The sequence below is a fragment of the Streptomyces iakyrus genome (assembly GCF_000717055.1).
Lineage (GTDB): Bacteria > Actinomycetota > Actinomycetes > Streptomycetales > Streptomycetaceae > Streptomyces > Streptomyces iakyrus.
Map to the genome: position 1 here is coordinate 37,404 of NZ_JNXI01000022.1, position 24,409 is coordinate 61,812.

At 70.8% G+C, this 24,409-nt stretch carries 17 protein-coding genes; 9 read left to right on the forward strand and 8 right to left on the reverse strand.

All coding sequences use genetic code 11. The annotated features are described in order from the left end of the window. The first annotated feature begins 316 nt into the window (after positions 1–316). The 8 genes from OO68_RS31320 (at position 317) to OO68_RS31355 (ending at position 14,697) form a co-directional block, all read left to right on the forward strand. A complete protein-coding gene (locus tag OO68_RS31320) occupies positions 317–1,585 on the forward strand; it encodes an extracellular solute-binding protein (protein WP_033312563.1) in 1,269 nt (422 codons plus the stop codon). A gap of 125 nt (positions 1,586–1,710) precedes the next feature. After that, a complete protein-coding gene (locus tag OO68_RS31325) occupies positions 1,711–2,715 on the forward strand; it encodes a carbohydrate ABC transporter permease (protein ID WP_033312564.1) in 1,005 nt (334 codons plus the stop codon). Positions 2,716–2,729: 14 nt separating this feature from the next. Then, a complete protein-coding gene (locus tag OO68_RS31330; RefSeq protein ID WP_033312565.1) occupies positions 2,730–3,638 on the forward strand; it encodes a sugar ABC transporter permease in 909 nt (302 codons plus the stop codon). A gap of 217 nt (positions 3,639–3,855) precedes the next feature. Beyond that, complete coding sequence (locus OO68_RS31335) at positions 3,856–5,556, forward strand: glycoside hydrolase family 13 protein (RefSeq protein ID WP_033312566.1); 1,701 nt, start codon at positions 3,856–3,858, stop codon at positions 5,554–5,556. Positions 5,557–5,675: 119 nt separating this feature from the next. Further along, entirely contained in the window at positions 5,676–7,049 is a 1,374-nt protein-coding gene (locus tag OO68_RS31340) for an alpha-amylase (RefSeq protein ID WP_033312567.1), read from the forward strand. Between the two features lie 180 nt (positions 7,050–7,229). Continuing rightward, positions 7,230–12,626, forward strand: coding sequence for a pullulanase-type alpha-1,6-glucosidase (gene pulA / locus OO68_RS31345; RefSeq protein WP_033312568.1), 5,397 nt, complete (start codon positions 7,230–7,232; stop codon positions 12,624–12,626). 79 nt (positions 12,627–12,705) lie between these two features. Continuing rightward, a complete protein-coding gene (locus tag OO68_RS31350; RefSeq protein WP_033312569.1) occupies positions 12,706–14,310 on the forward strand; it encodes a fused response regulator/phosphatase in 1,605 nt (534 codons plus the stop codon). Positions 14,311–14,340: 30 nt separating this feature from the next. Beyond that, positions 14,341–14,697, forward strand: a complete 357-nt coding sequence (locus OO68_RS31355) for a 5-carboxymethyl-2-hydroxymuconate Delta-isomerase (RefSeq protein WP_033312570.1) — start codon at positions 14,341–14,343, stop codon at positions 14,695–14,697. A 6-nt stretch (positions 14,698–14,703) separates the two neighbouring features. On the opposite strand, the gene OO68_RS31360 is transcribed toward OO68_RS31355, so the two are convergent. The 3 genes from OO68_RS31360 to OO68_RS31370 all read right to left on the reverse strand — a co-directional run bounded on the left by OO68_RS31360 (position 14,704) and on the right by OO68_RS31370 (position 17,986). Next, positions 14,704–15,393, reverse strand: a complete 690-nt coding sequence (locus tag OO68_RS31360; RefSeq protein ID WP_078625568.1) for a TetR/AcrR family transcriptional regulator — start codon at positions 15,391–15,393, stop codon at positions 14,704–14,706. Between the two features lie 94 nt (positions 15,394–15,487). After that, complete coding sequence (locus OO68_RS31365) at positions 15,488–17,410, reverse strand: hypothetical protein (protein ID WP_033312572.1); 1,923 nt, start codon at positions 17,408–17,410, stop codon at positions 15,488–15,490. 48 nt (positions 17,411–17,458) lie between these two features. Next, positions 17,459–17,986, reverse strand: coding sequence for a tetratricopeptide repeat protein (locus OO68_RS31370; protein WP_033312573.1), 528 nt, complete (start codon positions 17,984–17,986; stop codon positions 17,459–17,461). Positions 17,987–18,147: 161 nt separating this feature from the next. Here OO68_RS31370 and OO68_RS31375 point away from each other — a divergent pair, with 161 nt between their 5' ends. Next, complete coding sequence (locus OO68_RS31375; protein WP_078625570.1) at positions 18,148–18,603, forward strand: hypothetical protein; 456 nt, start codon at positions 18,148–18,150, stop codon at positions 18,601–18,603. Positions 18,604–18,678: 75 nt separating this feature from the next. Here OO68_RS31375 and OO68_RS31380 read toward each other — a convergent pair whose 3' ends face one another. The 5 genes from OO68_RS31380 to OO68_RS31400 form a co-directional block, all read right to left on the reverse strand. Next, positions 18,679–20,235, reverse strand: a complete 1,557-nt coding sequence (locus tag OO68_RS31380; RefSeq protein WP_033312574.1) for a DUF1996 domain-containing protein — start codon at positions 20,233–20,235, stop codon at positions 18,679–18,681. 203 nt (positions 20,236–20,438) lie between these two features. Continuing rightward, on the reverse strand, positions 20,439–21,092 hold the full coding sequence (locus OO68_RS31385; RefSeq protein WP_033312575.1) for a LuxR C-terminal-related transcriptional regulator: 654 nt from the start codon (positions 21,090–21,092) through the stop codon (positions 20,439–20,441). Continuing rightward, complete coding sequence (locus tag OO68_RS31390; RefSeq protein ID WP_033312576.1) at positions 21,083–22,342, reverse strand: sensor histidine kinase; 1,260 nt, start codon at positions 22,340–22,342, stop codon at positions 21,083–21,085. Before OO68_RS31390 ends, OO68_RS31385 begins: the two co-directional genes overlap by 10 nt. An 89-nt stretch (positions 22,343–22,431) precedes the next feature. After that, complete coding sequence (locus tag OO68_RS31395; RefSeq protein WP_033312577.1) at positions 22,432–23,442, reverse strand: NAD-dependent epimerase/dehydratase family protein; 1,011 nt, start codon at positions 23,440–23,442, stop codon at positions 22,432–22,434. An 83-nt stretch (positions 23,443–23,525) separates the two neighbouring features. Then, positions 23,526–24,125 carry a winged helix-turn-helix domain-containing protein gene (locus tag OO68_RS31400; protein WP_033312578.1) on the reverse strand — a complete coding sequence of 200 codons (600 nt, stop codon included), beginning with the start codon at positions 24,123–24,125 and terminating at the stop codon, positions 23,526–23,528. Between the last annotated feature and the right edge of the window lie 284 nt (positions 24,126–24,409).

Here is a 24,409-nt window from a genome sequence, read left to right on the forward strand (position 1 = left end):
CTGCGGGTGGCTTGGTCATCGCGGTCCTCGAAACTCGTGGTCGGCGTCCGATCCGCAACGGATGATTCCCCCGGCGGAGACGGATGGCAAGTGCTTGCAGAGTCTTGCACAGCTGTCCGACTCCCCGTCGATCAGCGCTAACTCCGGGCTTCAGGGCGATCGAGGTGAGGTCACGGCGGGATAACCATCCGCACCGCTTGCAAGTTTTTGCTGCAAGGTCTTTCGCAAGTCCTTCCAGCGCGGCTAATCTCACCGACGCCCGGCCGCCAACGGCGCAGTCGGCAGCACGAACGGGCTTCACCCTCAAGGAGAACTCATGCGGCGTGGCATAGCGGCCACCGCGCTGGTGGCGTCCCTCGCCCTGGCGGCGACGGCCTGCGGCGGAAGCGACAGCGGCGACGAGGCCGGCGGCCCGGTCACCATCACCTGGTGGGACACCTCCAACGCGACCAATGAGGCGCCGACGTACCAGGCCCTGGTCAAGGAGTTCGAGGCCGCCAACAAGGACATCAAGGTCAAGTACGTCAACGTCCCCTTCGACCAGGCGCAGAACAAGTTCGACACCGCCGCCGGTTCCAAGGGCGCCCCCGACGTGCTGCGTTCCGAGGTCGGCTGGACCCCCGCCTTCGCCAAGAAGGGCTTCTTCGCGCCGCTGGACGGCACCGAGGCCCTCGCCGAGCAGGACAAGTTCCAGCCCAGCCTGATCGAGCAGGCCAAGTACGAGGGCAAGACCTACGGTGTCCCCTTCACCACGGACACCCTCGCCCTCGTCTACAACAAGGCCCTGTTCAAGAAGGCCGGCATCGAGGCGCCCAAGACCTGGGACGACCTGAAGAAGGCCGCCGCCACCATCAAGGACAAGACCGGCGTCGACGGCTACTGGGGCTCCACCCAGGCCTACTACGCCCAGTCCTTCCTCTACGGCGAGGGCACCGACACCGTCGACGCCGACGCCAAGAAGATCACCGTCACCTCGCCCGAGGCGAAGAAGGCCTACGGCACCTGGCAGGGCCTGTTCAAGGGCAAGGGCCTGCACAAGGCCGACACCACCGCCGACGCCTACGCCCACATCCAGGAGGCGTTCGTCAGCGGCAAGGTCGCCTCGATCGTCCAGGGCCCGTGGGAGATCACGAACTTCTACAAGGGCTCGGCCTTCAAGGACAAGAACAACCTCGGCATCGCCACCGTCCCGGCCGGCTCCACCGGCAAGGCGGGCGCCCCGACCGGCGGCCACAACCTCTCCGTGTACGCGGGCTCGGACAAGGCCCACCAGGAGGCCTCGCTGAAGTTCGTGAAGTTCATGACCTCGGCCAAGGCCCAGGAGACCATCGCGCTGAAGAACAACACGCTCCCCACGCGCGAGGACGCCTACACCGCCGAGGTCAAGGCCGACCCGGGCATCGCCGGCTACCAGAGCGTGCTCTCCGCCGCCCAGCCGCGCCCGGCCCTGCCCGAGTACAGCTCCCTGTGGGGCCCCCTCGACGACGAGCTGATCAAGATCGCGGGCGGCAAGGTGTCCCTGGACAAGGGCCTCGGCAACGCCGAGACGGCCATCGCCAAGCTGGTGCCGGACTTCACCAAGTGAGTGCCGGGTGGCCGCCGGATCCCCCTGTCATGGGGGAGGGGATCCGGCGGCCACCGGCCCGCGCCTGCGCCTCGACCCGGGCAGCTCCCCTCCGAACTCCTTGAACTTCCAGAAGGTGTCGAACCATGACAGTCGCCATCGACCGAGCGACCGGCAAGCGGCGCGGTGAGCGGGAACCACGGCCCGGACCGGTGCAGCGGCTGAAGAACGGCCTCCACAAGCACTGGTACGCCTACGCGATGATCGCCCCGGTGGCGATCGTCCTCGCCGTGCTCGTGCTGTACCCGCTGGGCTACGGCCTGTACCTGACCCTCACCGACGCCACCAGCCTGAACACCGCCCGCACGATCGGCGTCAACGAGATCGACGCCACCTACAAGTTCATCGGCCTGGACAACTACGCCGACATCCTGTGGGGCCCGACGGCGTACGACCGCTTCTGGTCGCACTTCCTGTGGACGATCTTCTGGACAGCGGCCTGTGTCGCCCTGCACTACGGCATCGGCCTCGGCCTCGCCCTGCTGCTCAACCAGAAGCTGCGGGGACGCACCCTCTACCGGATGATCCTGGTGCTGCCCTGGGCCGTGCCGACCTTCGTCACCGTGTTCGGCTGGCGGTTCATGCTCGCCGACGGCGGCATCATCAACTCCGGCCTGGAACTGCTGCACCTGCCGACGCCGTCGTGGCTGGAGGACACCTTCTGGCAGCGCTTCTCGGCGATCATGGTCAACACCTGGTGCGGTGTGCCGTTCATGATGGTCTCGCTCCTCGGCGGCCTGCAGTCGATCGACGCGAGCCTGTACGAGGCCTCGGAGATGGACGGTGCGAACGCCTGGCAGCGCTTCCGCTACGTCACCCTGCCCGGCCTCCGGTCCGTCAGCACCACGGTCGTCCTGCTCGGTGTGATCTGGACGTTCAACCAGTTCGCCATCATCTTCCTGCTGTTCGGCAACACCGCCCCGGACGCCCAGATCCTCGTGACCTGGGCCTACCAGCTGGGCTTCGGGCAGCAGCCGCGCGACTACGCCCAGTCCGCCGCCTACGGGATCCTGCTGCTGTCCATCCTGATCGTCTTCACCTCCTTCTACCGCCGCTGGCTGAACCGCAACGAGCAGCAGCTCGCGATCTGAGGCAGGAGTCCGAAATGAGTACGACCACCGTCGAGACCCCCGCCCCCGCGGGCGAGCGGCGCCCCGCGGGCGCCCCCGGCAGGACCCGCCGGCGCGGAGAGCAGAGCCGCGCGGCCTCCCTCGCCTCGCACGCCGTGCTGATCGTGGCGAGCCTGACCGCGCTCTTCCCGGTCGCCTGGCTGTTCTTCCTGTCCCTCGGACCGGACAAGGACGACTACCTCCACCCCGGGCGCATCTGGGGCAAGATCACGCTCGACAACTACGCGTTCGTCCTGCAGGACACCGGCTTCTTCGACTGGCTGAAGAGCACGCTGATCGTCGTGCTGGGCACGACGCTGATCGGTGTCGTCGTCGCCGCCTCCACCGGCTACGCGGTCTCCCGCATGCGCTTCCCGGGCTACCGCAAGCTGATGTGGGTGCTGCTGGTCACCCAGATGTTCCCCATTGCGGTACTGATCGTGCCGATGTACCAGATCCTCTCGGATCTGCAGCTCATCGACAGCTACCTTGGTCTCATCCTTGTCAACTGCACCACGATCGTGCCGTACTGCGCCTGGCTGATGAAGGGCTATTTCGACACCATCCCGTTCGAGATCGACGAGGCGGGGCGCGTCGACGGGCTGACCCCCTTCGGCACGTTCGCGCGGCTCATCCTGCCGCTCGCCAAGCCCGGGCTCGCGGTCGCGGCCTTCTACAGCTTCCTCACGGCCTTCGGTGAGGTCGCGTTCGCCTCGACGTTCATGCTGAGCGACGACAAGTACACGTTCGCCGTCGGTCTGCAGACGTTCGTCAGCGAACACGACGCGCAGCGCAACCTGATGGCCGCGACGGCCGTGCTGATCGCGATACCGGCCGCCGTCTTCTTCTACCTCGTGCAGAAGAACCTGGTGACCGGGCTGACCGCCGGCGGCACGAAGGGGTGACGCACGCTCCGCTGGTGGAGCCGAGACGGGCCGTCGCCGGGCTACGGCGCCATCGTGGCTGGTCGCGCAGTTCTCCGTGCCCCTCGGGATGCTGCCGATCCGCCCTCAAGAAGCCCGAGGTGGCCGCGGTGCCCATCCGACCCCGCTGTGCCGCGGCCACCTCGTCATCCCACCCAGAACCGACATGACCACACCTCTGTTACGCATCAAGGACGACATGAGCCAGCACTCAGCTGCACCTGCCCCCACCCCCACGTCCGCCACGGCCGTCGCCAAGCGCCGCGACTGGTGGCGGGACGCGGTGATCTACCAGGTGTACCCGCGCAGCTTCGCCGACAGCAACGGCGACGGCATGGGCGACCTGGAGGGTGTCCGCACCCGGCTGCCGTACCTGCGCGACCTCGGCGTGGACGCCGTGTGGCTCAGCCCCTTCTACGCCTCGCCGCAGGCCGACGCCGGCTACGACGTCGCCGACTACCGCGCCGTCGACCCCATGTTCGGCAACCTCCTGGACGCCGACGCGCTGATCCGCGACGCCCACACGCTGGGCCTGCGCATCATCGTCGACCTGGTGCCCAACCACTCCTCCGACCAGCACGAGTGGTTCAAGCGGGCCGTCGCCGAGGGCCCGGGCTCCTCGCTGCGGGACCGTTACCACTTCCGCCCCGGCAAGGGCGAGAACGGCGAACTGCCGCCCAACGACTGGGAGTCGATCTTCGGCGGCCCGGCCTGGACCCGCGTCACCGAACCCGACGGCACGCCCGGCGAGTGGTACCTGCACCTCTTCGCCCCCGAGCAGCCGGACTTCAACTGGGAGCACCCGGCGGTCGGCGACGAGTTCCGCTCCATCCTGCGCTTCTGGCTGGACATGGGCGTCGACGGCTTCCGCATCGACGTCGCCCACGGCCTGGTGAAGGCCGAGGGGCTGCCCGACCTTGGATCCCACGACCAGGTGAAACTGCTGGGCAACGATGTCATGCCGTTCTTCGACCAGGAGGGCGTGCACGAGATCTACCGCCAGTGGCGGCTCATCCTCGACGAGTACGCGGGGGAGCGCATCTTCGTCGCCGAGGCCTGGACGCCGACGATCGAGCGCACCGCCCACTACGTCCGCCCCGACGAGCTGCACCAGGCCTTCAACTTCCAGTACCTCAGCACCCACTGGAACGCCGAGGAGATGCGCGAGGTCATCGACCGCACCCTGGAGGCCATGCGCCCGGTCGGCGCCCCAGCCACCTGGGTGCTGTCCAACCACGACGTCACCCGGCACGCCACCCGCTTCGCCAACCCGGCAGGGCTCGGCACCCAGATCCGCCTGGCCGGCGACCGCGCACTCGGGCTGCGCAGGGCCCGGGCCGCGAGCCTGCTGATGCTGGCGCTGCCCGGCTCGGCCTACGTCTACCAGGGCGAGGAGCTCGGGCTGCCCGACGTCGTCGACCTGCCGGACGAGGTGCGCCAGGACCCGGCGTACTTCCGGGGCGCGGGCCAGGACGGCTTCCGCGACGGCTGCCGGGTTCCGATCCCGTGGACCCGGACGGGATCCTCGTACGGCTTCGGCGACGGCGGCAGCTGGCTGCCGCAGCCCGACGGGTGGGGTGAGCTGAGCGTCGAGGCGCAGACCGGCGTGCCCGGTTCGACGCTGGAGCTGTACCGGGCCGCGCTCCGTGTGCGGCGCGAGCAGCCCGACCTCGGCGCCGGCACGTCCGTGGAGTGGCTGCGGGCGCCCGAGGGCGTGCTGGCCTTCCGGCGCGGGGAGTTCGTGTGCGTCGCCAACACCACCGGCGAGTCGGTGGCGATGCCGGCGTACGGCCGGGTGCTGGTGGCGAGCGGAGAGATCGTCGAGGTCGACGACGAGGCGAAGGTGCCGGCCGACACCACGGTGTGGTGGACCACCGCGACCGCGGGGGACCGCGCCTGATTTTCCTTTGAATTTCGTACGGCCCGCTGCCCTTTCGGGCGGCGGGCCCTTACTATCTGCGTCACCGCAAGGTTTCTGAACCTTGCTGCAAGAACCTTCAACGAAGAAGGAAACCCCACATGGCACGCAGATACCTCGCTTCCGCCGTCGCGCTCGCCGCGGCTGCGGTTGTCATGACCCCGACTGCTGCACAGGCCTCCCCACCTGGCACCAAGGACGTCACCGCCGTCCTCTTCGAGTGGAACTTCGCCTCGGTGGCCCGCGAGTGCACCACCACCCTCGGGCCCGCCGGATACGGCTACGTCCAGGTCTCCCCGCCCGCCGAGCACATACAGGGCCCGCAGTGGTGGACCTCGTACCAGCCGGTCAGCTACAAGATCGCCGGCCGGCTCGGCGACCGCACGGCCTTCCAGAACATGGTGAACACGTGTCACGCGGCCGGTGTGAAGGTCGTCGTGGACACCGTCATCAACCACATGGCGGCCGGCGGCGGCACCGGCACCGGTGGCTCGTCGTACTCGAAGTACACCTACCCCGGCCTGTACTCGGCGCCCGACTTCGACGACTGCACGGGCCAGATCACCGACTACCGAGACCGCTGGAACGTCCAGCACTGCGAACTGGTCGGCCTCTCCGACCTCGACACGGGCGAGAACTACGTCCGCGGCGCGATCGCCGGCTACATGAACGACCTGCTCTCCCTCGGCGTCGACGGCTTCCGCGTCGACGCGGCCAAGCACATGGACGCCGCCGACCTGGCGAACATCAAGTCCCGGCTGAGCAGCCCGTCGGTGTACTGGAAGCAGGAGGTCATCCACGGCTCCGGCGAGGCGGTCCAGCCCACCGAATACACGAGTAACGGCGACGTCCAGGAGTTCCGCTACGCCTACGACCTCAAGCGCGTCTTCAACAACGAGAACCTCGCCTACCTGAAGAACTACGGCGAGGGCTGGGGCTACATGAGCAGCGGTGTCTCCGGCGTCTTCGTCGACAACCACGACACCGAGCGCAACGGCTCGACCCTCAGCTACAAGGACAACGCCAACTACACCCTGGCCAACGTCTTCATGCTGGCCTGGCCCTACGGCGCCCCGGACATCAACTCCGGCTACGAGTTCTCCGACCACGACGCCGGCCCGCCGAACGGCGGCCAGGTGAAGGCCTGCTGGCAGGACGGCTGGAAGTGCCAGCACAACTGGCCGGAGATCAAGTCCATGGTCGGCTTCCGCAACGCCACCCGGGGCCAGGCCGTCACCAACTGGTGGGACAACGGCGGCGATGCGATCGCGTTCGGGCGCGGTAGCAAGGGCTTCGTGGCGATCAACCACGAGCCGGGTTCGCTGAGCCGGACCTACCAGACCTCACTGCCCGCGGGCACGTACTGCAACGTGCAGAACAACACGGCGGTGACGGTGAATTCGAGCGGCCAGTTCACGGCGACCCTCGGTTCGAACACGGCTCTGGCGATCTACGCGGGCAAGTCCGGCTGCTGAAGTCGGGCGCCGTACGCGGCCCCGGCCGTCCTGTGCCGACCGGGGCCGCTCCTCCGGCTCAAGTCCGGTGGTTGAAAGTTCTTTCCAATGGTTTCAAGACTCTTGCTGTAAGCGTTTCGGCGGCGATACGGTCGCGCGGGGTCGGACCCGAGAGAGCCGCGATGCAAGGAGTCCACGTCAGTGATACCGAGATGGCGTGCGCCCGCAAGGCGCCGAACTGCCCGTACCGGACGGGTCGCCGCGGTCACCGCCACCGCGCTGGCCGCAGCGCTCGTCCAGCCGCTCGCCGCCGGGGCGGCCACCCCACCGGCGCCCCCGTCCGACGCCAAGCTCGCCGCCGAGCCCGCCCGGCACGACGCCACCCGTGAGCAGTTCTACTTCGTCCTGCCGGACCGTTTCGCCAACGGCGACCCGCGCAACGACAAGGGCGGCCTGACCGGCTCCCGCCTCGCCACCGGCTACGACCCCACCGACAAGGGCTTCTACCAGGGCGGCGACCTCAAGGGCCTGACGAAGAAGCTCGACTACATCAAGGGCCTCGGCACCACAGCCCTGTGGATGGCCCCGATCTTCAAGAACCGGCCCGTGCAGGGCACCGGGGCCAACGCCTCGGCCGGCTACCACGGTTACTGGATCACGGACTTCACCCAGGTCGACCCGCACTTCGGCACCAACAAGGACCTGGAAACCCTCATCGACAAGGCCCACGCCAAGGGCATGAAGGTCTTCTTCGACGTCATCACCAACCACACCGCGGACGTCGTCGACTACGAGGAGAAGTCCTACGACTACCTGTCCAAGAGCGCGTTCCCGTACCTGACGAAGGACGGCAGGCCCTTCGACGACGCGGACTACGCGGACGGGAAGCGGGACTTCCCGGAGGTCGACGACGACTCGTTCCCGCGCACGCCGAAGGTCACCAGGAACGACAAGGTCCCCTCGTGGCTCAACGACCCGACCATGTACCACAACCGCGGCGACTCCACCTTCGCCGGTGAGAGCTCCGCCCACGGTGACTTCTCCGGGCTCGACGACCTGTGGACCGAGCGGCCCGAGGTCGTGCGCGGCATGGAGAAGATCTACCAGCGCTGGGTACGGGACTTCGACGTCGACGGCTTCCGGATCGACACCGTGAAGCACGTCAACATGGAGTTCTGGACCCAGTGGGCCACGGCCCTCGACGCCTACGCGGCCAAGCAGGGCCGGGACGACTTCTTCATGTTCGGCGAGGTGTACTCGGCCGACACGAACGTCACCTCCCCGTACGTCACCCAGGGCCGCCTCGACGCCACGCTCGACTTCCCCTTCCAGGAGGCCGCCCGCCAGTACGCCTCGCAGGGCGCGAGCGCGCAGAAGCTCGCCGGTGTCTTCGGCGACGACTACAAGTACACGACCGGCAAGGCCAACGCGTACGAGCAGGTCACCTTCCTCGGCAACCACGACATGGGCCGGATCGGGTCCTTCCTGAAGCAGGACGACCCGAAGGCCACCGACGCCGAGCTCCTCGCCAAGGACAAGCTCGCCAACGAGCTGATGTTCCTCAGTCGCGGCAACCCCGTCGTCTACTACGGCGACGAGCAGGGCTTCACCGGCCCGGGCGGCGACAAGGACGCCCGGCAGACCATGTTCGCCTCGCGCACCGCCGACTACCTCGACGACGACCGCATCGGCACCGACCGCACCCACGCCGAGGACGCCTACGACACCAAGGCGCCGCTCTACCGGCAGATCAGCGCCCTCGCGGCGCTCCGCAAGGCAAACCCCGCGCTCACCGACGGCGTCCAGCAGCAGCGGTACGCGGCCGACGGGCCGGGCGTCTACGCCTTCTCCCGCACCGACGCGAAGACCGGCACCGAGTACGTCGTCGCCTTCAACAACGCCGGCGAGAAGAAGACCGTGACCTTCCCGGCCGGCTCGGCCGGCATGACCTTCAAGGGCATCCACGGCACCAGCGCCTCCCCGAAGAGCGACGGCGACAAGAAGCTCACGGTCACCGTCCCGGCCGGCTCGGCGATCGTCCTCAAGGCGGCCGGAAAGCTCGCCAAGCCCGCCACCGCGCCCGCCATCACCCTCAAGGCCCCGGCCGCGGGTGCCACGGGCACCGTCGAGGTCACGGCCGACGTGGACGGCGGACAGCTGAACCGCGTCGTCTTCGCCGCCCAGACCGGCACCGGCAAGTGGCGGGTCCTCGGCTCCGCCGACCACGCCCCCTACAAGGTCACCCACACCATCGGCAAGAACGTGGCACCGGGCACGGCCCTGCGCTACAAGGCCGTCGTGGTGGACTCGGCCGGCCGCACCGCGAGCGCCCTGGCCGCCTCCACCACCGGCACCCCGCCGGCGCCCGAGCCGCCCACCGCCTCCTCCCGCGACTACGCGATCGTCCACTACAAGCGCGCGGACGGCGACTACGCCGACTGGGGCCTGTACGCCTGGGGCGACCTCGCCGAGGGCGAGGCCACCGAATGGCCGAAGAGCCACCCCTTCACCGGCCGGGACGCCTACGGCGCCTTCGCCTGGGTCAAGCTCAAGCCCGGCGCCTCGAACGTCGGCTTCCTCGTCATCGACAAGGACGGCACCAAGGACGTCTCCACCGACCGCACGATCGACGTCACCAAGACCGGTGAGATCTGGATCGAGCAGGGCAAGGACACCGTCACCACCGAACGGCCGGAGTACCCGGCACCCGACAAGGGCAAGGCCGTCCTGCACTACCACCGGGCCGACGGGAACTACGACGGCTGGGGCCTGCACGTCTGGACCGGCGCCGCCAACCCCACCGAGTGGTCGAAACCCCTCCAACCGGTCAAGACTGATTCCTATGGCGCAGTCTTCGAGGTACCGCTCACCGACGGAGCCACCAGCCTCAGCTACATCCTGCACAAGGGCGACGAGAAGGACCTGCCCAGCGACCAGTCCCTCGACCTCAAGGCGGGTGGCCACGAGGTGTGGCTGGTGAGCGGCCAGGAGAAGTACCTGCTCCCGCAGCCCGCGGGCAGTGCGGCCGCCCTCGACCTGACCACCTCCAAGGCCGTCTGGATCGACCGCGACACCCTCGCCTGGAACGGCTCCGACGCCGCCGCCTCCACCCAGCTGCTGTACTCCCGCGACGGCTCGATCGCGGTGAAGGACGGCGCCCTGACCGGTGACGCCAAGTGGCTGCGCCTGTCGAAGAGCGAGCTGACCGACGCCCAGAAGGCGAAGTTCCCGCACCTGAAGGAGTACGACGCCTGGACCGTCGACCCGCGCGACCGCGACCGGGTCCGTGAGGCCCTGCGCGGGCAGGTCGTCGCCACCCGGCACGCGGTGAACGGAGCGGTGCTCGCGGCGACCGGCGTCCAGCTCGCCGGTGTCCTCGACGACCTGTACTCCGGTGCGACCGAGGCCGACCTCGGGCCCACGTTCGACAAGGGCCGCCCCACGCTGTCCGTGTGGGCGCCGACCGCCCAGCAGGTGTCCCTGGAGATCGGTGACTCCACCACCGCGATGCGGCGCGACGCCGGCACCGGCGTCTGGTCCGTCACCGGCCCGAAGTCCTGGAAGGGCAAGCCCTACCGCTACGTCGTGAAGGTCTGGGCCCCCAGCGTCCGCAAGGTCGTCACCAACAAGGTCACCGACCCCTACGCCCTGGCTCTCACCGCCGACTCGAAGCGCAGCCTCGTCGTCGACCTGGACGACAAGGCGCTCAAGCCCTCCGGCTGGTCGGCGTACACCAAGCCGAAGGCCGTGCCGCTGCGGGACGCGCAGATCCAGGAACTGCACATCCGCGACTTCTCCGTCGAGGACCGCACGGCGAAGCACCCCGGCACCTATCTGGCCTTCACCGACAAGGCCAGTGACGGCAGCAAGCACCTGCGCGAACTGGCGAAGGCGGGCACCTCGTACGTCCACCTGCTGCCCGCGTTCGACATCGCCACCATCCCGGAGAGGAAGGCCGACCAGGCGAAGACCGACTGCGACCTGGCCTCCTTCCCCGCCGACTCCGACCAGCAGCAGGAGTGCGTCGGGAAGATCGCCGCGAAGGACGCCTACAACTGGGGCTACGACCCGTTCCACTACACGGTCCCCGAAGGCTCCTACGCCACCGACCCGGACGGCACCGCCCGCACGGTCGAGTTCCGCAAGATGGTGAGGGCCCTCAACGACGACGGGCTGCGGGTCGTCATGGACGTCGTCTACAACCACACCGCGGCGAGCGGCCAGGCGGACACCTCCGTCCTGGACCGCATCGTGCCCGGCTACTACCAGCGGCTCCTCGCCGACGGCTCGGTCGCGAACAGCACCTGCTGCGCCAACACCGCCACCGAGAACGCCATGATGGGCAAACTCGTCGTCGACTCGGTCGTCACCTGGGCCAAGGAGTACAAGGTCGACGGCTTCCGCTTCGACCTCATGGGCCACCACCCGAAGGCCAACATCCTCGCGGTCCGGAGGGCCCTCGACGCGCTGACCCTCGCGAAGGACGGCGTCGACGGCAAGAAGATCATCCTCTACGGGGAGGGCTGGAACTTCGGCGAGATCGCCGACGACGCCCGGTTCACCCAGGCCACACAGAAGAACATGGCCGGCACCGGCATCGCCACCTTCTCCGACCGGGCCCGTGACGCCGTCCGCGGCGGCGGCCCCTTCGACGAGGACCCCGGCGTCCAGGGCTTCGCGTCCGGTCTGTACACCGACCCGAACTCCTCGAAGAACAACGGCACCGAGGCCGAGCAGAAGGCCCGCCTGCTGCACTACCAGGACCTCATCAAGGTCGGCCTGTCCGGCAACCTCGCCGGCTACCGCTTCACCGACACCGCGGGCAAGGAGGTCAAGGGCTCCGAGGTCGACTACAACGGCGCCCCCGCCGGGTACGCCGACGCCCCCGGAGACGCCCTCGCCTACGCCGACGCCCACGACAACGAGTCCCTGTTCGACGCGCTCGCCTTCAAGCTGCCCGCTTCGACGAGCGCGGCCGACCGGGCCCGGATGCAGGTCCTGGCCATGGCGACGGCCACCCTCTCGCAGGGCCCGGCCCTCTCGCAGGCGGGCACCGACCTGCTGCGCTCCAAGTCCCTGGACCGCAACTCCTACGACAGCGGCGACTGGTTCAACGCCGTCCACTGGAGGTGCGAGGACGGCAACGGCTTCGGCCGCGGCCTGCCCATGGCGGCGGACAACACCGACAAGTGGCCGTACGCCAAGCCCTTGCTGACCAAGGTCACGGTGGGCTGCGAGCAGATCGAGGGCACCTCGGCCGCCTACCGTGACCTGCTGCGGATCCGGAGCACCGAGAAGGACTTCTCCCTCGGCACGGCCGCACAGGTGCAGTCCCGGCTGTCCTTCCCGCTGTCCGGCACGGACGAGACGCCGGGCGTGATCACCATGCGGCTCGGTGACCTCGTCGTCGTCTTCAACGCCACGCCGGAGAAGCAGGAGCAGCGCGTGCCCGCACTGGCCGAGGCGGGGTACCGGCTGCATCCGGTCCAGGCGGCGGGGGCGGACTCTACCGTCAAGTCCGCCTCCTACGCTGCCGGATCGGGAACCTTCGCCGTTCCGGGGCGCACGGTCGCCGTCTTCACCCGGGCCGCCGGATAGCGCACTACGTTGGGTGGGGCGGACCGTGATCCACGGCCCGCCCCACCCCCGTACGCGCCCCGAGAGGCACGCCAGCGGCATGCAGCACAGCTCCGGCACCACCGTGCTGGTCGTGGACGACGTCGCGGCCAGCCGCTACGCCATGGGCGCGGTGCTGCAACGGGCCGGCCACCGGGTCGTGCCCGTCGCCAGCGGCAGCGAGGCACTCGTCGAACTCGACGTACGGCTGCGGGACGGCACCCTGCCCGACGTGGCCCTCGTCGACGTGGGCCTGCCCGACATGAGCGGCTTCGAACTGTGCCGCCGGGTCCGGGCCCAGCCGCCCATGGCCGCACTGCCCGTCGTGCACTTCTCGGCCGCCGCGACCGCACCCGGCGACCGGTGCCGGGGGCTCGACGCCGGCGGGGACGCCTACCTGACCGTGCCCGCCGAACCACGGGAGATCCAGGCCGTCGTCCGGGCCGCCGTACGCGGGGCCCGGCGCGCCACGGGCGCCGAGTCCGCCGTGCACCGGCTGACGCTGCTGGCCGAGGCCGTCATCACCGTGCAGGCGGCCCGCTGCCCGCGGGAACTGGCCACCGCGGCCGCCGAGGGCACCGCACGCCTCACCGCCTCACCCACCGTGGTGTTCGTCGTCGGCCCGGACGGGGAGCCGTACCGCGGCACGGCCCGGGGCCGCCCCGCGGACGCGGACGGCGACGCCCACCAGGCGGCGGCACGGCTGGTCACCCGGCTCGCGGAGGGCCGCACGGGCGTGCACACCACCGTCGTGCCCGCGCCGCTGTGGCCGGCCGGGGTCTTCCGGCCGGGCGTCGAGGAGGACGCCCGCGTGACCGTGGCGACGGCCCAGGACGGCCGGACGACGGTGTGCCTCGCCACGCCCGTGCGGCGCACGGCGGTCGGCGACCCCGCCGACGACGGGCTGCGCGCCCGCCTCGCCCAGGCCACCGCGCTCGCCGCCGAACCGCTGCTGATGTACCGGGTGGAGCGGCACGTCGCCCTCACCCTCCAGCGCAGCTTCCTGCCCCGGCCGCACAAGCTGCCGCACCTGCCCGGCGTCGACATCGTCGTCCGGTACGTGCCCGCCTCCGAGCAGACCGAGATCGGCGGCGACTTCTACGCCGCCCTGCGCACCCGCGAGGGGATCCTCACCGCCGTCGGGGACGTCGTCGGGCACTCGCTGGACGCGGCCACCGTCATGGTCGAGATCCGCCACGCCCTGCGCGCCTACTGCGTCGACGAGAGCAACCCGGTCGTGCTGGCCACGCGGCTCGACCGGATGCTCCAGGAGTACCACCCCGACGTCACGGCCACCGTGTGCCTGGCCCTGGTCGACCCCGGCAGCGGGCGGGTACGCATCGCCAACGCCGGCCACATCCCGCCGCTGATCCTGCGCGCGGGAGGCGACGCCCGGTACGCCGACGCCTGCGGTCCGCTGCTCGGACTGGGCCTGGAGCGGCCCCCGGCGACGGAGTGCCGTCTGCACCGGACCGACCGCCTGCTCATGGTCACCGACGGCCTCATCGAGACCCGCGGCATCCCCGTCACGACCTCCATGGACCAGCTCCGCACGGCCGCCGCCGACGCCCCGCCCGGCCTCGACACCCTCTGCGACGTGCTGCTGGGCTGCTTCGGCCGCGACCCCGAGGACGACATCGCGATGCTGGCCCTGCGGCTAGGGTGAGCCCGTTGGCCGCCCAGAACAGGAGTACTGATGCCGCAGATCACCGTCGACTATTCCGCCGACCTCGCCGACGACTTCGACCGGCCCGGTTTCGCGAAGGCGCTGCACGAGGCGACGGTCGAGATCGCGGCCGCCAAGCCGGCGGCGTGCAAGAGCCGGTTCCGTCCGACCGAGGACATCGTGGTCGGCCCCGAGGCCGAGGGGCACGCCCATGTGCACGTCCACATCGCGCTCCTCGCCGGCCGCACCGACGAGACCAAGGAGCGGCTCACCCAGGCCGCGCTGGAACTGCTGCGGACCCACCTCAAGCCCGCCGGGGGGCGCGCGCTGCACGCCTCCGCCGAGGTCCGCGACCTGGACCCGTCATACGCGAAGTTCGAGAGCTGAGCCGGCTCAGCTCGCCAGGGCGATGAGCCGGCCGGCCAGGTGCGCGAACGGGCCGTCGGCCGGCTCGTCCTTGACGATGTCGCGCAGCAGCGCGGCCATCTCCTCGTCGTAGGCGGCGCTGACCGCGGCGAGCGCCGCGAAGTCGTTGACGAGCTGGGGCTCCAGCTCCTCGCGCGGGATGCGCCGGCCGTCCAGCCAGAGCAGCGCCGTCGACTCGGCGAGCGAGATCCAGGAACGGACGACCAGTTCGAGGCGCGCGGGCGGATCGGTCACGCCCAGGTGCGAAAGGATCTGGACATACGCGGCCTGCCGTACGGAGTCGACGAGCGCGTTGGTCGTCGAGGAGCCGACCGCCGGACCGCCGCGCATCAGGGCGGAGAAACCGGGCCCGTGCTCGTCCACGAAGTCGAAGTAGCGGTGCATCACGCGCAGCAGTCGCGCCCCCAGCGGACCCTCGTGCGGCTCCACGAAACGGGCCGCCAGATCGTCCGAGGCCCGCTGCAACGCGGCCTCGTACAGGCTGAGTTTGCCGGGGAAGTAGTGGTAGACCAACGGGCGTGAAATGCCCGCGGCCGACGCTATCTCGTCGATGGAGACCTCGTCGGGCGAGCGGCGGCTGAACAGTTCGAGGGCGACGCCGATCAACTGCTGCCGCCGCTCCTCGACTCCCATTCTGCGGCGAACCCCGATAGTCATGCGAACACCTTACCGATCGATTCCGGCCTCGAACGGGCCGGATCGATCACGGGGCTTCCCCGGCCTCACCGCACGGGCCCGGAAACCGCCGGTGTCAGCGCAGCCCGCGCAGCGAACGCCCGTCCTTCAGGGTGCCCTTGAGCTGAGCCTGCGCTCCCTGCTCGGCCGGCACGGTCAGCAGACTGCCCTGCTGTACTCCGTTCACGCCGCCCGTCGCCCGGATCGACGCGGTCTCCCGCCCTCCCGCCGCCAGCAGGTACCAGTCGCCGGCCTTCGACTTCCACAGCACCCCGGCCAGCACGTGCGGGTCACGCTCCCCGCACGCCGGGACGTTCTCGGCCTTCGCCGCCGCGGCCCCGTACGCCGCGCCCGGTGTGTGGAACTGCGCCAGCACCCGCGCCCCGCCGCCCCGCCAGGTCTCGGCCCGGGTGCACACCCACGCCGCCGAGCCGCTCGCGTCGGGCAGCGGCTGCTCGTTGAACGCCCAGGCGTTGACGCTCCGCACCCCCGCCGAGCGCACCGTGCCCAGCGAGCAGGCGAACGGCTGCCAGGTGCGCAGCGCCGCGGCGCCGGAAACCTCGCGCGGTGAGCCCGGCCGCCCGGTGGTGAGCCGCGCCGGGACGAGTTCGCCGAGGTCGGTCAGCAGCCGCGTCCTGGCGCCGTCGGTCACCTGCAGCACGTTCCACGAGGTGCAGGGGCCGGACCGCAGGGCCGGGCCGGCCAGGGGCGTGGTCACACCGTCGGTGAGCGTGAGGTCCATCGCGCCGGAGCGCGGCTTCATCAGGTCCCGCTCGGCGGCCTTCTTCACCCAAGGGGCCGTCAGATAGCGGACGTTGCCGTCGGAGCGGCCCAGGACCACCGCGCCCGCCTCGGCCCGGCCGGCCCCGTCGACCCGGGCGAAGTCGAGGGCGGCGCCCTGCGTGCCGTCCTTCGGCTCGGCGTACCGGGCGATGCGCAGACCGTCGTAGAGGATCACCACGCGCGCCGCGTCGACCGTCCCCGCGTACAGCAGCTGGGGCGGTCCGGCCGGGCCGCCGGAGAGGGTGCCGGGGGTCACCGACACCTGGACCGTCTCACCCGGGCGGGCCCACACGGCCAGGGCGCGCCGTAGCAGGGCCTCGTCGCCGGTCAGGTCGCCGCGGGCCGGCCACACGGAGAAGTCGGTGCGCGCCGAGCTGCGCCAGGCGGCCGGGGGCATCCGGGTCAGCTTCGAGGGGTCCAGGGCGGCCTGCGCGGCCGGGTTGCGCGCGTACGGCGGTGCCGCGGCGCCCTCGGGGCCCCAGCCGTCACCGGGCAGGCCGAGCAGCGCCCCGCACACCAGCAGGGCGGCACCGGCGGCCAGCGCGGCCTTCAGGTGCTGGCGGCGGCGCATCAGGTCGGTGGGGCGGGCCTGGAGCGAGCACGGGTCGAACTCGGGTGAGTCCAGCAGCCCGTACTGGGCGGGGATCCCGTCGGCCTCCAGCACCGCGCCCTCCGGGTCGGCGACCCCCACCTCGGCGAGGACCTTGCACACCCCGTCGTCCGTGAGCCGCTCCAGACCGCGCAGCGCGTAGACGGCCCGGGCCGGTCCCGACAGGGTGGACAACCGTTGGTCCAGGGCGAGTTCGTCGGCGCCGCCGGAGCGCGGGAACAGCTTCAGGCCCCACACGTGCGGCAGCAGCGGCGGCAGCTGGGACCGCTTGGGCCACGCCTTCGCCGTCAGTGGCAGCCCCGCCTCCAGTGCCGCGCGCAGCACCTGGAGACGGATCAGGGCGTAGCAGGGGTCACCGTCCCGGCCGGTGGACTGGGCGGGGATCACCGGGGCCGGTGTGCGGTTGCGGGGGAGGGCCCGCTGGGTGAGGGCGTGTGCGGTCAGGACGCGGCGACTGCGGCCAAGCCGGGGCGGCAGCACCAGGTAGGCCAGCCGGACGAGCCGCGGGTAGTGCTCGACGAGCGCGGCCTCGGCCTGCTCGACGTCCACGACCAGACCGGTGGGGGAGGGAGGAGCGGGGCGCTGGGCGACATCCTGTGACTGCACGTTCAGCAGAACGAGCGAATCGGGGGATGGTCACCTGGAAGCGGAGCGTCACGCCCCCGGGTGCTGCCCGGGCTCCACGAGCAGCCGGGCGTAGTTCGCCATCGACCGCCGGTAGCGCGGCAGATGCGGGGCCAGGGCGCCCAGGGCCAGCGCCAGGGCCTCCCGGTCGCGGCCGAGGTTCGACAGGCACAGGGCGAGACAGGCGCGTACGGCGTCGTCCAGCTCGTCGGACGGCGCGACCAGTTCGGGCGTCAGCAGGGCGACGCCCTCCTCGGCCCGGCCGATGTTCCGCAGGGAGCTGGCCAGCTGGATCTTCGTCCGGCGGGCCTTGTAGGGGCTCACGTCGGCGAGGCCGAGCTCCAGCGCCTCCCGGTACAGAGGGACCGCCTTGTCGGAGCGGCCCGTGGAGTCCCAGGCGCAGGCCTGCTCGAACGGGGCGTGCGGACTGCCTTCGGGCAGCTCGGCGACGAGGGCGTCGACGTCGGCGCGGAAGCGGGCCTCGTCCTCCTCCGTCTCGGCGTAGTCGTCGAAACGGTCCCAGAGGGCGGCCACACGGTCTTCCCAGTCCTGATCCACCGGGACACCCTCGCACACGCGTGCACACCGGGGCAGCGGGATTTTGAGCACGGCGGGCGCCGCAGCCGTATCGAAAGCGAGAGCCTCTTGCCGGGGCTCCGTGCGGCATGCGTCCGGATCGTGCCGTGGCAGGACCGTGCCGATGAGGACCGGAGGAACAGATGAGGGTGACCCGACCGATGCTCGCGCTGAGCGGCGCGGTGGCGATACTGGCGCTGACCGGCTGCGGCGGATCCGGCGGCAAGGACGAGGCTGCCGTTCCCAAAGAGGTGAGCGGCAGCCTGGAGCACATCGCGGCCGAGGCCGACTGCGAGCCGGACATGCAGACCGACGCCGACACCATCCGCCAGGCCCTGTGCAAGAAGGGCAAGGACAAGTACGTCCTCGCCACCTTCGCCACCGACCGCGGCCAGCGCGAGTGGCTCAACAGCGCCAAGGACTACGGCGGCTACTACCTCGTCGGACGCAAGTGGGTCGCCGTCGGCCAGCAGAAGACGGTCACCGCGCTCCAGGGCACCCTCGGCGGCACGATGGAGGAGGGTTCCGAGCACATGAACCCCGGCGGCAGCCACAACAAGGGCGGCGGTCACGGCGGCGGCAGCAGCCACCACGGCTGATCGCCCCGGGGCGGAAAAGCCGAAAGCCGGCGGTGGGAATTCCCACCGCCGGCTTTCGGCTTTGTCGGACCAGGACTACTGGCAGTCCTCGCCGTTGTTGATGCACTGGACCATCTCGTTCATCACGTTCTCGTCGAAGAAGTTGATGAAGTCGTTGTGGTCGGTGATCGCCTTGTGCAGCTGCTCCGGGAAGGAGTCGACCGCGAAGGCGTTCTGCACCTGTCCGTTGTTGATCTGCGGCGCCTGTACGTCGTAGACCAGGCGGACCTGGAGCTGGGGGATGGCCTTGAAGCCGTTCGAGCAGCTGCCGTCCGCCTCCACGAAGTCCACGTGGGTGCGGTGGTTGGCGCTGTCGATGTTCTGGCCGTCCCAGCAGCTCTGGAAGTTGGACGTCCGGACCACGGAGCTGCCCTCGGGGCAGAGCGGGTACTTGTCCGTGACCTGGCGGTCCTCGAAGCCGGTGCAGCTCCAGGAGGTGTTGGCGTTGTTCAGGCCGTTGGTGAAGGACTTGGCGTCACCGGTGATGATGCGCAGGGCCTTCGGCATCGCCACGACGTCGCTGGTGCGGTTGCCGACGAACTTCAGCTGCGCCTCGGCCGGCTCGACGATCTTGCCGACGTTGCCGTCCTGGCCACCGCCGGGCTGACCGGCGTCGATGTCGTCCGAACCGTCCTGGATCCGCAGGACCGGCCAGAAGTACGAGGACTTGTCGCCCTGGTTCTGGCAGGTGGTCTGGGCGTTCGCCAGGTCCTCGTCGCTCGCGAAGGCGTTGTTGCTCTGGTTGCCGACGTAGTCGTGCTGGTGCTGCGCGCCGTTGGAGACACCCGGCGCCACGATCACGTTGTCCGAGTTGCGGTTCTCGTTCTCGTTGGTGCCGCAGTTCGTGGTGAACGTGCCCGTGGAACCGCCGTCGCCGTTCGCGGCGAGGCCGTTCGGCAGGTTGCGGGAGTTGGGCTGGACGTCCTGGATGTTGATGAAGTCGTCCGCCACGGGGCCGTTGTCGGCCTGGCCGCCGTTGCCGCCCTGGTCCTGCCCGTTGTCCTGGCCGCCGTTGTCCTGACCCTGGTCCTGACCGCCCTGGTCCTGACCGCCCTGGTCCTGGCCGTCATTGTTCTGGCCGTCGTTGTTCTGGTCACCGCCGGCCTGGCCGTCGTTGGTGTTGGCCTCGGCGGCCATGCCCTTGCAGGCGGCCAGCTGCTCGAGGTTGCCCGGGGCCTGTCCGCCCACCCGCCGGATGTTGATGCCGATCCGGTCGATGACCGCGACGCGCTTCGACTTCAGCGGGCCGAGGATGGCGTTGTCGACGAAGCCAGCGTCACCGGCCTGGGCCTGACGCGTGGAGGCGAGCCGGGTGTAGGCCTCGCTGATCTGCTTGTCGAGGTTGGCCAGCTCCTTGTCCACCCCCTGGCGGGCACCGTCCGGCACATCGGTCAGCTTCTGTCCGACGTCCGGGCACTGGATCGTGGCGATCTGTGCGCCCGCGGACTTCGTCTGGTTCGCCGAGTTCTCCTCGTGCGCCGAGGCGTAGAAGTTTGCCCAGATCAGCCCGCCCCCACCGAGCGCTAGGGCCGCCGATGCGGCAATGGCCTTGGTGGCCAGCGGCGTACGGCGTTTTCTTGTGTTGCGTCCCATGGAACTCCTCTGACTTCCTTTTTCGGGGGCATCGAGGCGCCCGACAGGAGTGAAGCGGCTCCCTTCCATACGGAGGGCGTCCCAGAGGTGTTCAGAGGTCTCGGAAATTGATGCGAGATTCGTGAGGACTCTGTGCCCTCAACAGCCCCTTTGGCACCGGGAGTTGTGAATCATCCACGGTGGGTGAGGCGGCCCGTCCGGTTTCATCGCCCGTGGTCGAGATACGCGAGAACCGCCAGCACGCGCCGGTTGTCGTCGTCCGAGACCTCAAGCCCCAGTTTGGCGAAGATGTTGGCGGTGTGCTTGGCGATCGCCCGTTCCGTCACGACCAGCTTCCCGGCGATCGCCGCGTTGGACCGGCCCTGCGCCATCAGCTCCAGCACCTCCAGCTCCCGGGGCGTCAGCCGCGCCAGCGGCCGGTCGTCGCCCGAACGGCGGGCCAGCAGTTGCTGGATGACCTGCGGGTCCATCGCCGTGCCCCCGGCGGCGACCCGCCGTACGGCGTCCACGAACTGCTCGGCGTCGAACACCCGGTCCTTCAGCAGATAGCCGACCCCGCCGGTGCCGTCGGCGAGCAGCTCACGCGCGTACAGCTGCTCCACGTGCTGGGAGAGCACCAGCACCGGCAGCCCGGGCCGCTGCCGGCGGGCGTCGAGCGCGCACTGCAGGCCCTCGTCGGTGTGCGTGGGCGGCAGGCGTACGTCGACGACGGCGACGTCCGGGTCCAGTTCGGCCAGCGCGGCGGCCAGTTCGGGACCGGACTCGACGGCCGCAGCGATCTCGAAGCCGTGCGCCTGGAGCAGCCGGACGAGTCCGTCGCGCAGCAGGAAGAGGTCTTCGGCCAGGACTACGCGCAAGGGATCTCCATGGTGACCATGGTGGGGCCGCCCGCGGGACTGCTGACGGCCAGGACGCCGTCGAATGTACCCAGTCGCCGCTCGATCCCGGCCAGCCCCGAACCGGCCCCGATCACCGCGCCGCCCTTGCCGTTGTCGGTGACGGTCGCCCGCAGCATGCCGTCCGCCCGGTGCAGGTCGATCCAGATCCGGTCGGCGCCCGAGTGCTTCACGGCGTTGGCGAGCAGCTCGCTCACGGCGAAGTACGCGGCCGACTCCACCGGCGCCTGGGCCCGCCCGGGCAGGTCCACGCTCACCTCGGTGGCCACCGGCAGCCGCAGCGCCAGCGCCCGTACCGCGTCGCCCAGGCCCCGCTCGGCGAGGACCGGCGGGTGAATGCCGCGCACCAGCTCGCGCAGCTCGGCCAGCGCCTCCACCGAGGACTTCCGCGCCTGCGCGATCAACTCCTTGGCCTGGGCGGGGTCTTTGTCGAGGAGCGCCTCGATGGTGCCCAGGTCCATGCCGACCGCGACCAGCCGCGCCTGGGCCCCGTCGTGCAGGTCCCGCTCGATGCGCCGCAGTTCGGCCGCGGAGGCGTCGACCGCGTCCCGCCGGGTCTCGGTCAGGACCCGTACCCGCTCGGCCAGTTCCCGCTGGTTACCGCCGAGCACGGCCCGGGTGAGCCGGAAGTGGACGGCCAGCAGGCGCGGGGTGAGGAAGTGCGCGAGGAACAGCAGCACGAGGCCCAGGGCCGCCGCACCGAACGCGGAGGCCTGCCCGGTGACCGGCACGAACCCGTACCAGTACCCGTCGGGGAAGACCCGCCACAGCCCGATCGCGAGCGCGAACCCCTCCAGCGGATAGAGGAGCAGAGCCGCCGGCAGCAGCGCCGTGACGAATCCGGCGGTCATGTCGACCGGCAGCCACCGCAGGTCCCGCCAGGTCGCCGGGTCGCGCAGCATCCCGAAGGTGCGCGACCAGGGGTTGGCGTCCTTCGGCAGCGGCCGGTACGCCGGAGGGATCCGCACCCCGCCCCACTCCGCCGCGAGCACCCGCCGCCAGTCGGCGAACGCCCGCACCCCCGTCAGCACGTACGGCGTGGTGACGAGCCCGACCCCGATCGGGATGAGCGCGATCGAGACCAGGGACAGGCAGAAGCACAGCACCGCCCCCGGCAGGGAGACGAGGGCCAGCGCCAGCCCCCGCACCGCGGCGAGCCCGATGCCCCGCCCTGTCGTCCGCCCGTCGCCGTTCATCGTGTCCGTGGTCATGGCGTCAGTCTCGTCGAGCGCGCGCGCCTGGTCACGGGGCCGGGACACCCGGCCCGGGGGTGGTGCTACGTACACCCCGGCCGGGTTGTTCAGGCACCGGCGCCGGACGCGAGAACCTTCGCCTCCACCTCCGCGTCGAGGCCCGAGCGCGGCCGGTCCGGGCGCTGGGGCGCCACGCCCCCGAGGTCCTGGAGCCACTGCCAGGTGTCCGCCACGGTCTCCTCGACGGGCCGGCAGACCAGCCCGGCCCCGACCGCCCGGGAGACGTCCGCGCTGTGCAGGGCGTCGTGCAGGTCGCTGCCCGGCGGCACCCACACCGGCAGCTCGGTCCACGGCTCGATGCCCGCCTCCAGGATCACCCCGGGTTCGGTCCAGCGGAGCTCGGCGGTGCCGCCGGTGACTCGCGCGCAGGCGTCGAGCAGCGCGCCCATGGTGGCGTGCCCTTGCGGACTGACCAGGTTGTACGGCCCGCTCAGCTCCTGCTCGGCCGCGTGCAGGATCCACCCGGCGAGGTCGCGGACGTCCACGTACTGGAGGGGCAGTTCACGCGGGCCGGGCGCCAGCACCGGGCCGCCGCGCGCCGTGCGGCCCAGCCACCAGGGCAGCCGGCCGATGTTCTCGTACGGGCCGAGGATCAGCCCGGATCGTACGAGCACCGACCGGTCCGCGCCGAAGGCGTCCAGCACGGCCAGTTCACCGCCCCGCTTGTCCTGCGGGTACGCGGTCTGCTCCGCGTCGGCCGACGCCCCCTCCACCACGGGCGCGTCCTCGCCGTACCCGGCGGGCGGGGCCCACGCGTACACCGAGCAGCTCGACACGTACACGTACCGGCCGGCGCGGCCCCGCAGCAGCCGCGCCGTGTCCCGCACCGCGCTCGGCGCAGCCGACCAGGTGTCGACGACGACGTCCCACTCGCCCGGGTGTTCGGCCAGGGCGGACAGCCCGCCGGGCGCGGTGCGGTCGCCGAGCAGCGACCGTGCGCCCGGCGGGGCCTCGTGCCGCCCCCGGTGGAAGACGGTCACGTCCCAGCCCCGTCCCAGCGCCGCCTCCACGACGGCCCGCCCCACGAACTCCGTACCGCCCAGCATCAGAAGCCTCATGCCGGTGACTCTGCCCGGCCGGGCGAGGGGGCGGAACAGGGATCTGCTGTCAGCAGACGGAGCACGCCCGGTCGCCCGGGACGTCAGTGTCCCGTCGGGGGCACGTACTTGTAGCCGACGCGGCGCACCGTCCGGATCGTGTCGCGGTGCTCCGCACCCAGCTTGCGGCGCAGCCGGGCGACGTGGACGTCGACCGTGCGGCCGTCACCCACGTGCCCGTAACCCCACACCGTGCCGACCAGCTGGTCGCGGGTGTGCACCCGGCCCGGGTGCGCCACCAGGTGCGCCAGCAGCTCGAACTCCAGATACGTGAGGTCCAGGGGCCGCCCGGCCACCTGGGCGGTGCGCTGCACGGTGTCGACGCGGATCAGCGGCTCCCCGCCCGGCTCGGCAGCGGGCTCGGCAGCGGGCTCCGGCCCGGCGGCCCGCGGCAGGTCGGGCACCGCCACCGGGAACGGCGGCTGCTGGTCGGCAGGGACGAGCACCAGGTAGCCGACCATCGGCGGCTGCCCCGGCAGCGTGGGCAGGGTGTGCGGCGGCGCCGGCAGCCAGGTGGCACCCGGCAGCAGGTCCGCGACCGTTACCACCTCGTCCCGGTCGACGGCACGCAGCCGGTGCCGGGGGCCGTGCGGCGCGGGGGCGTTGAGAGGGGCGGCGGTGGACAGAGAACGAGTGGTCGCCATGAGAGGTCAGCTCTTTCGCGCGAGGAGTTCGTCGGGGAGGTCGACGGCCGCGATTCGTGGTCGGGCTCGCCGAGGGACGTACGCGGTTCGCGCTGGCCGAAGGCCGGGGTGTACGGCTTTAGAGGGCCGGCGCGTTCATCGCGCGGCAACACACCCGGTCGAAGTCGTCGTGCTGACGGGACGGCCAGAAGGGCTCAAGGTCGTGACGACCCGTCGCGATGCACTTCTGGTGGCTGGCCATGACTCCATTGAAGCAGAGCTGATCCGTCACGGGGACCCTCCTC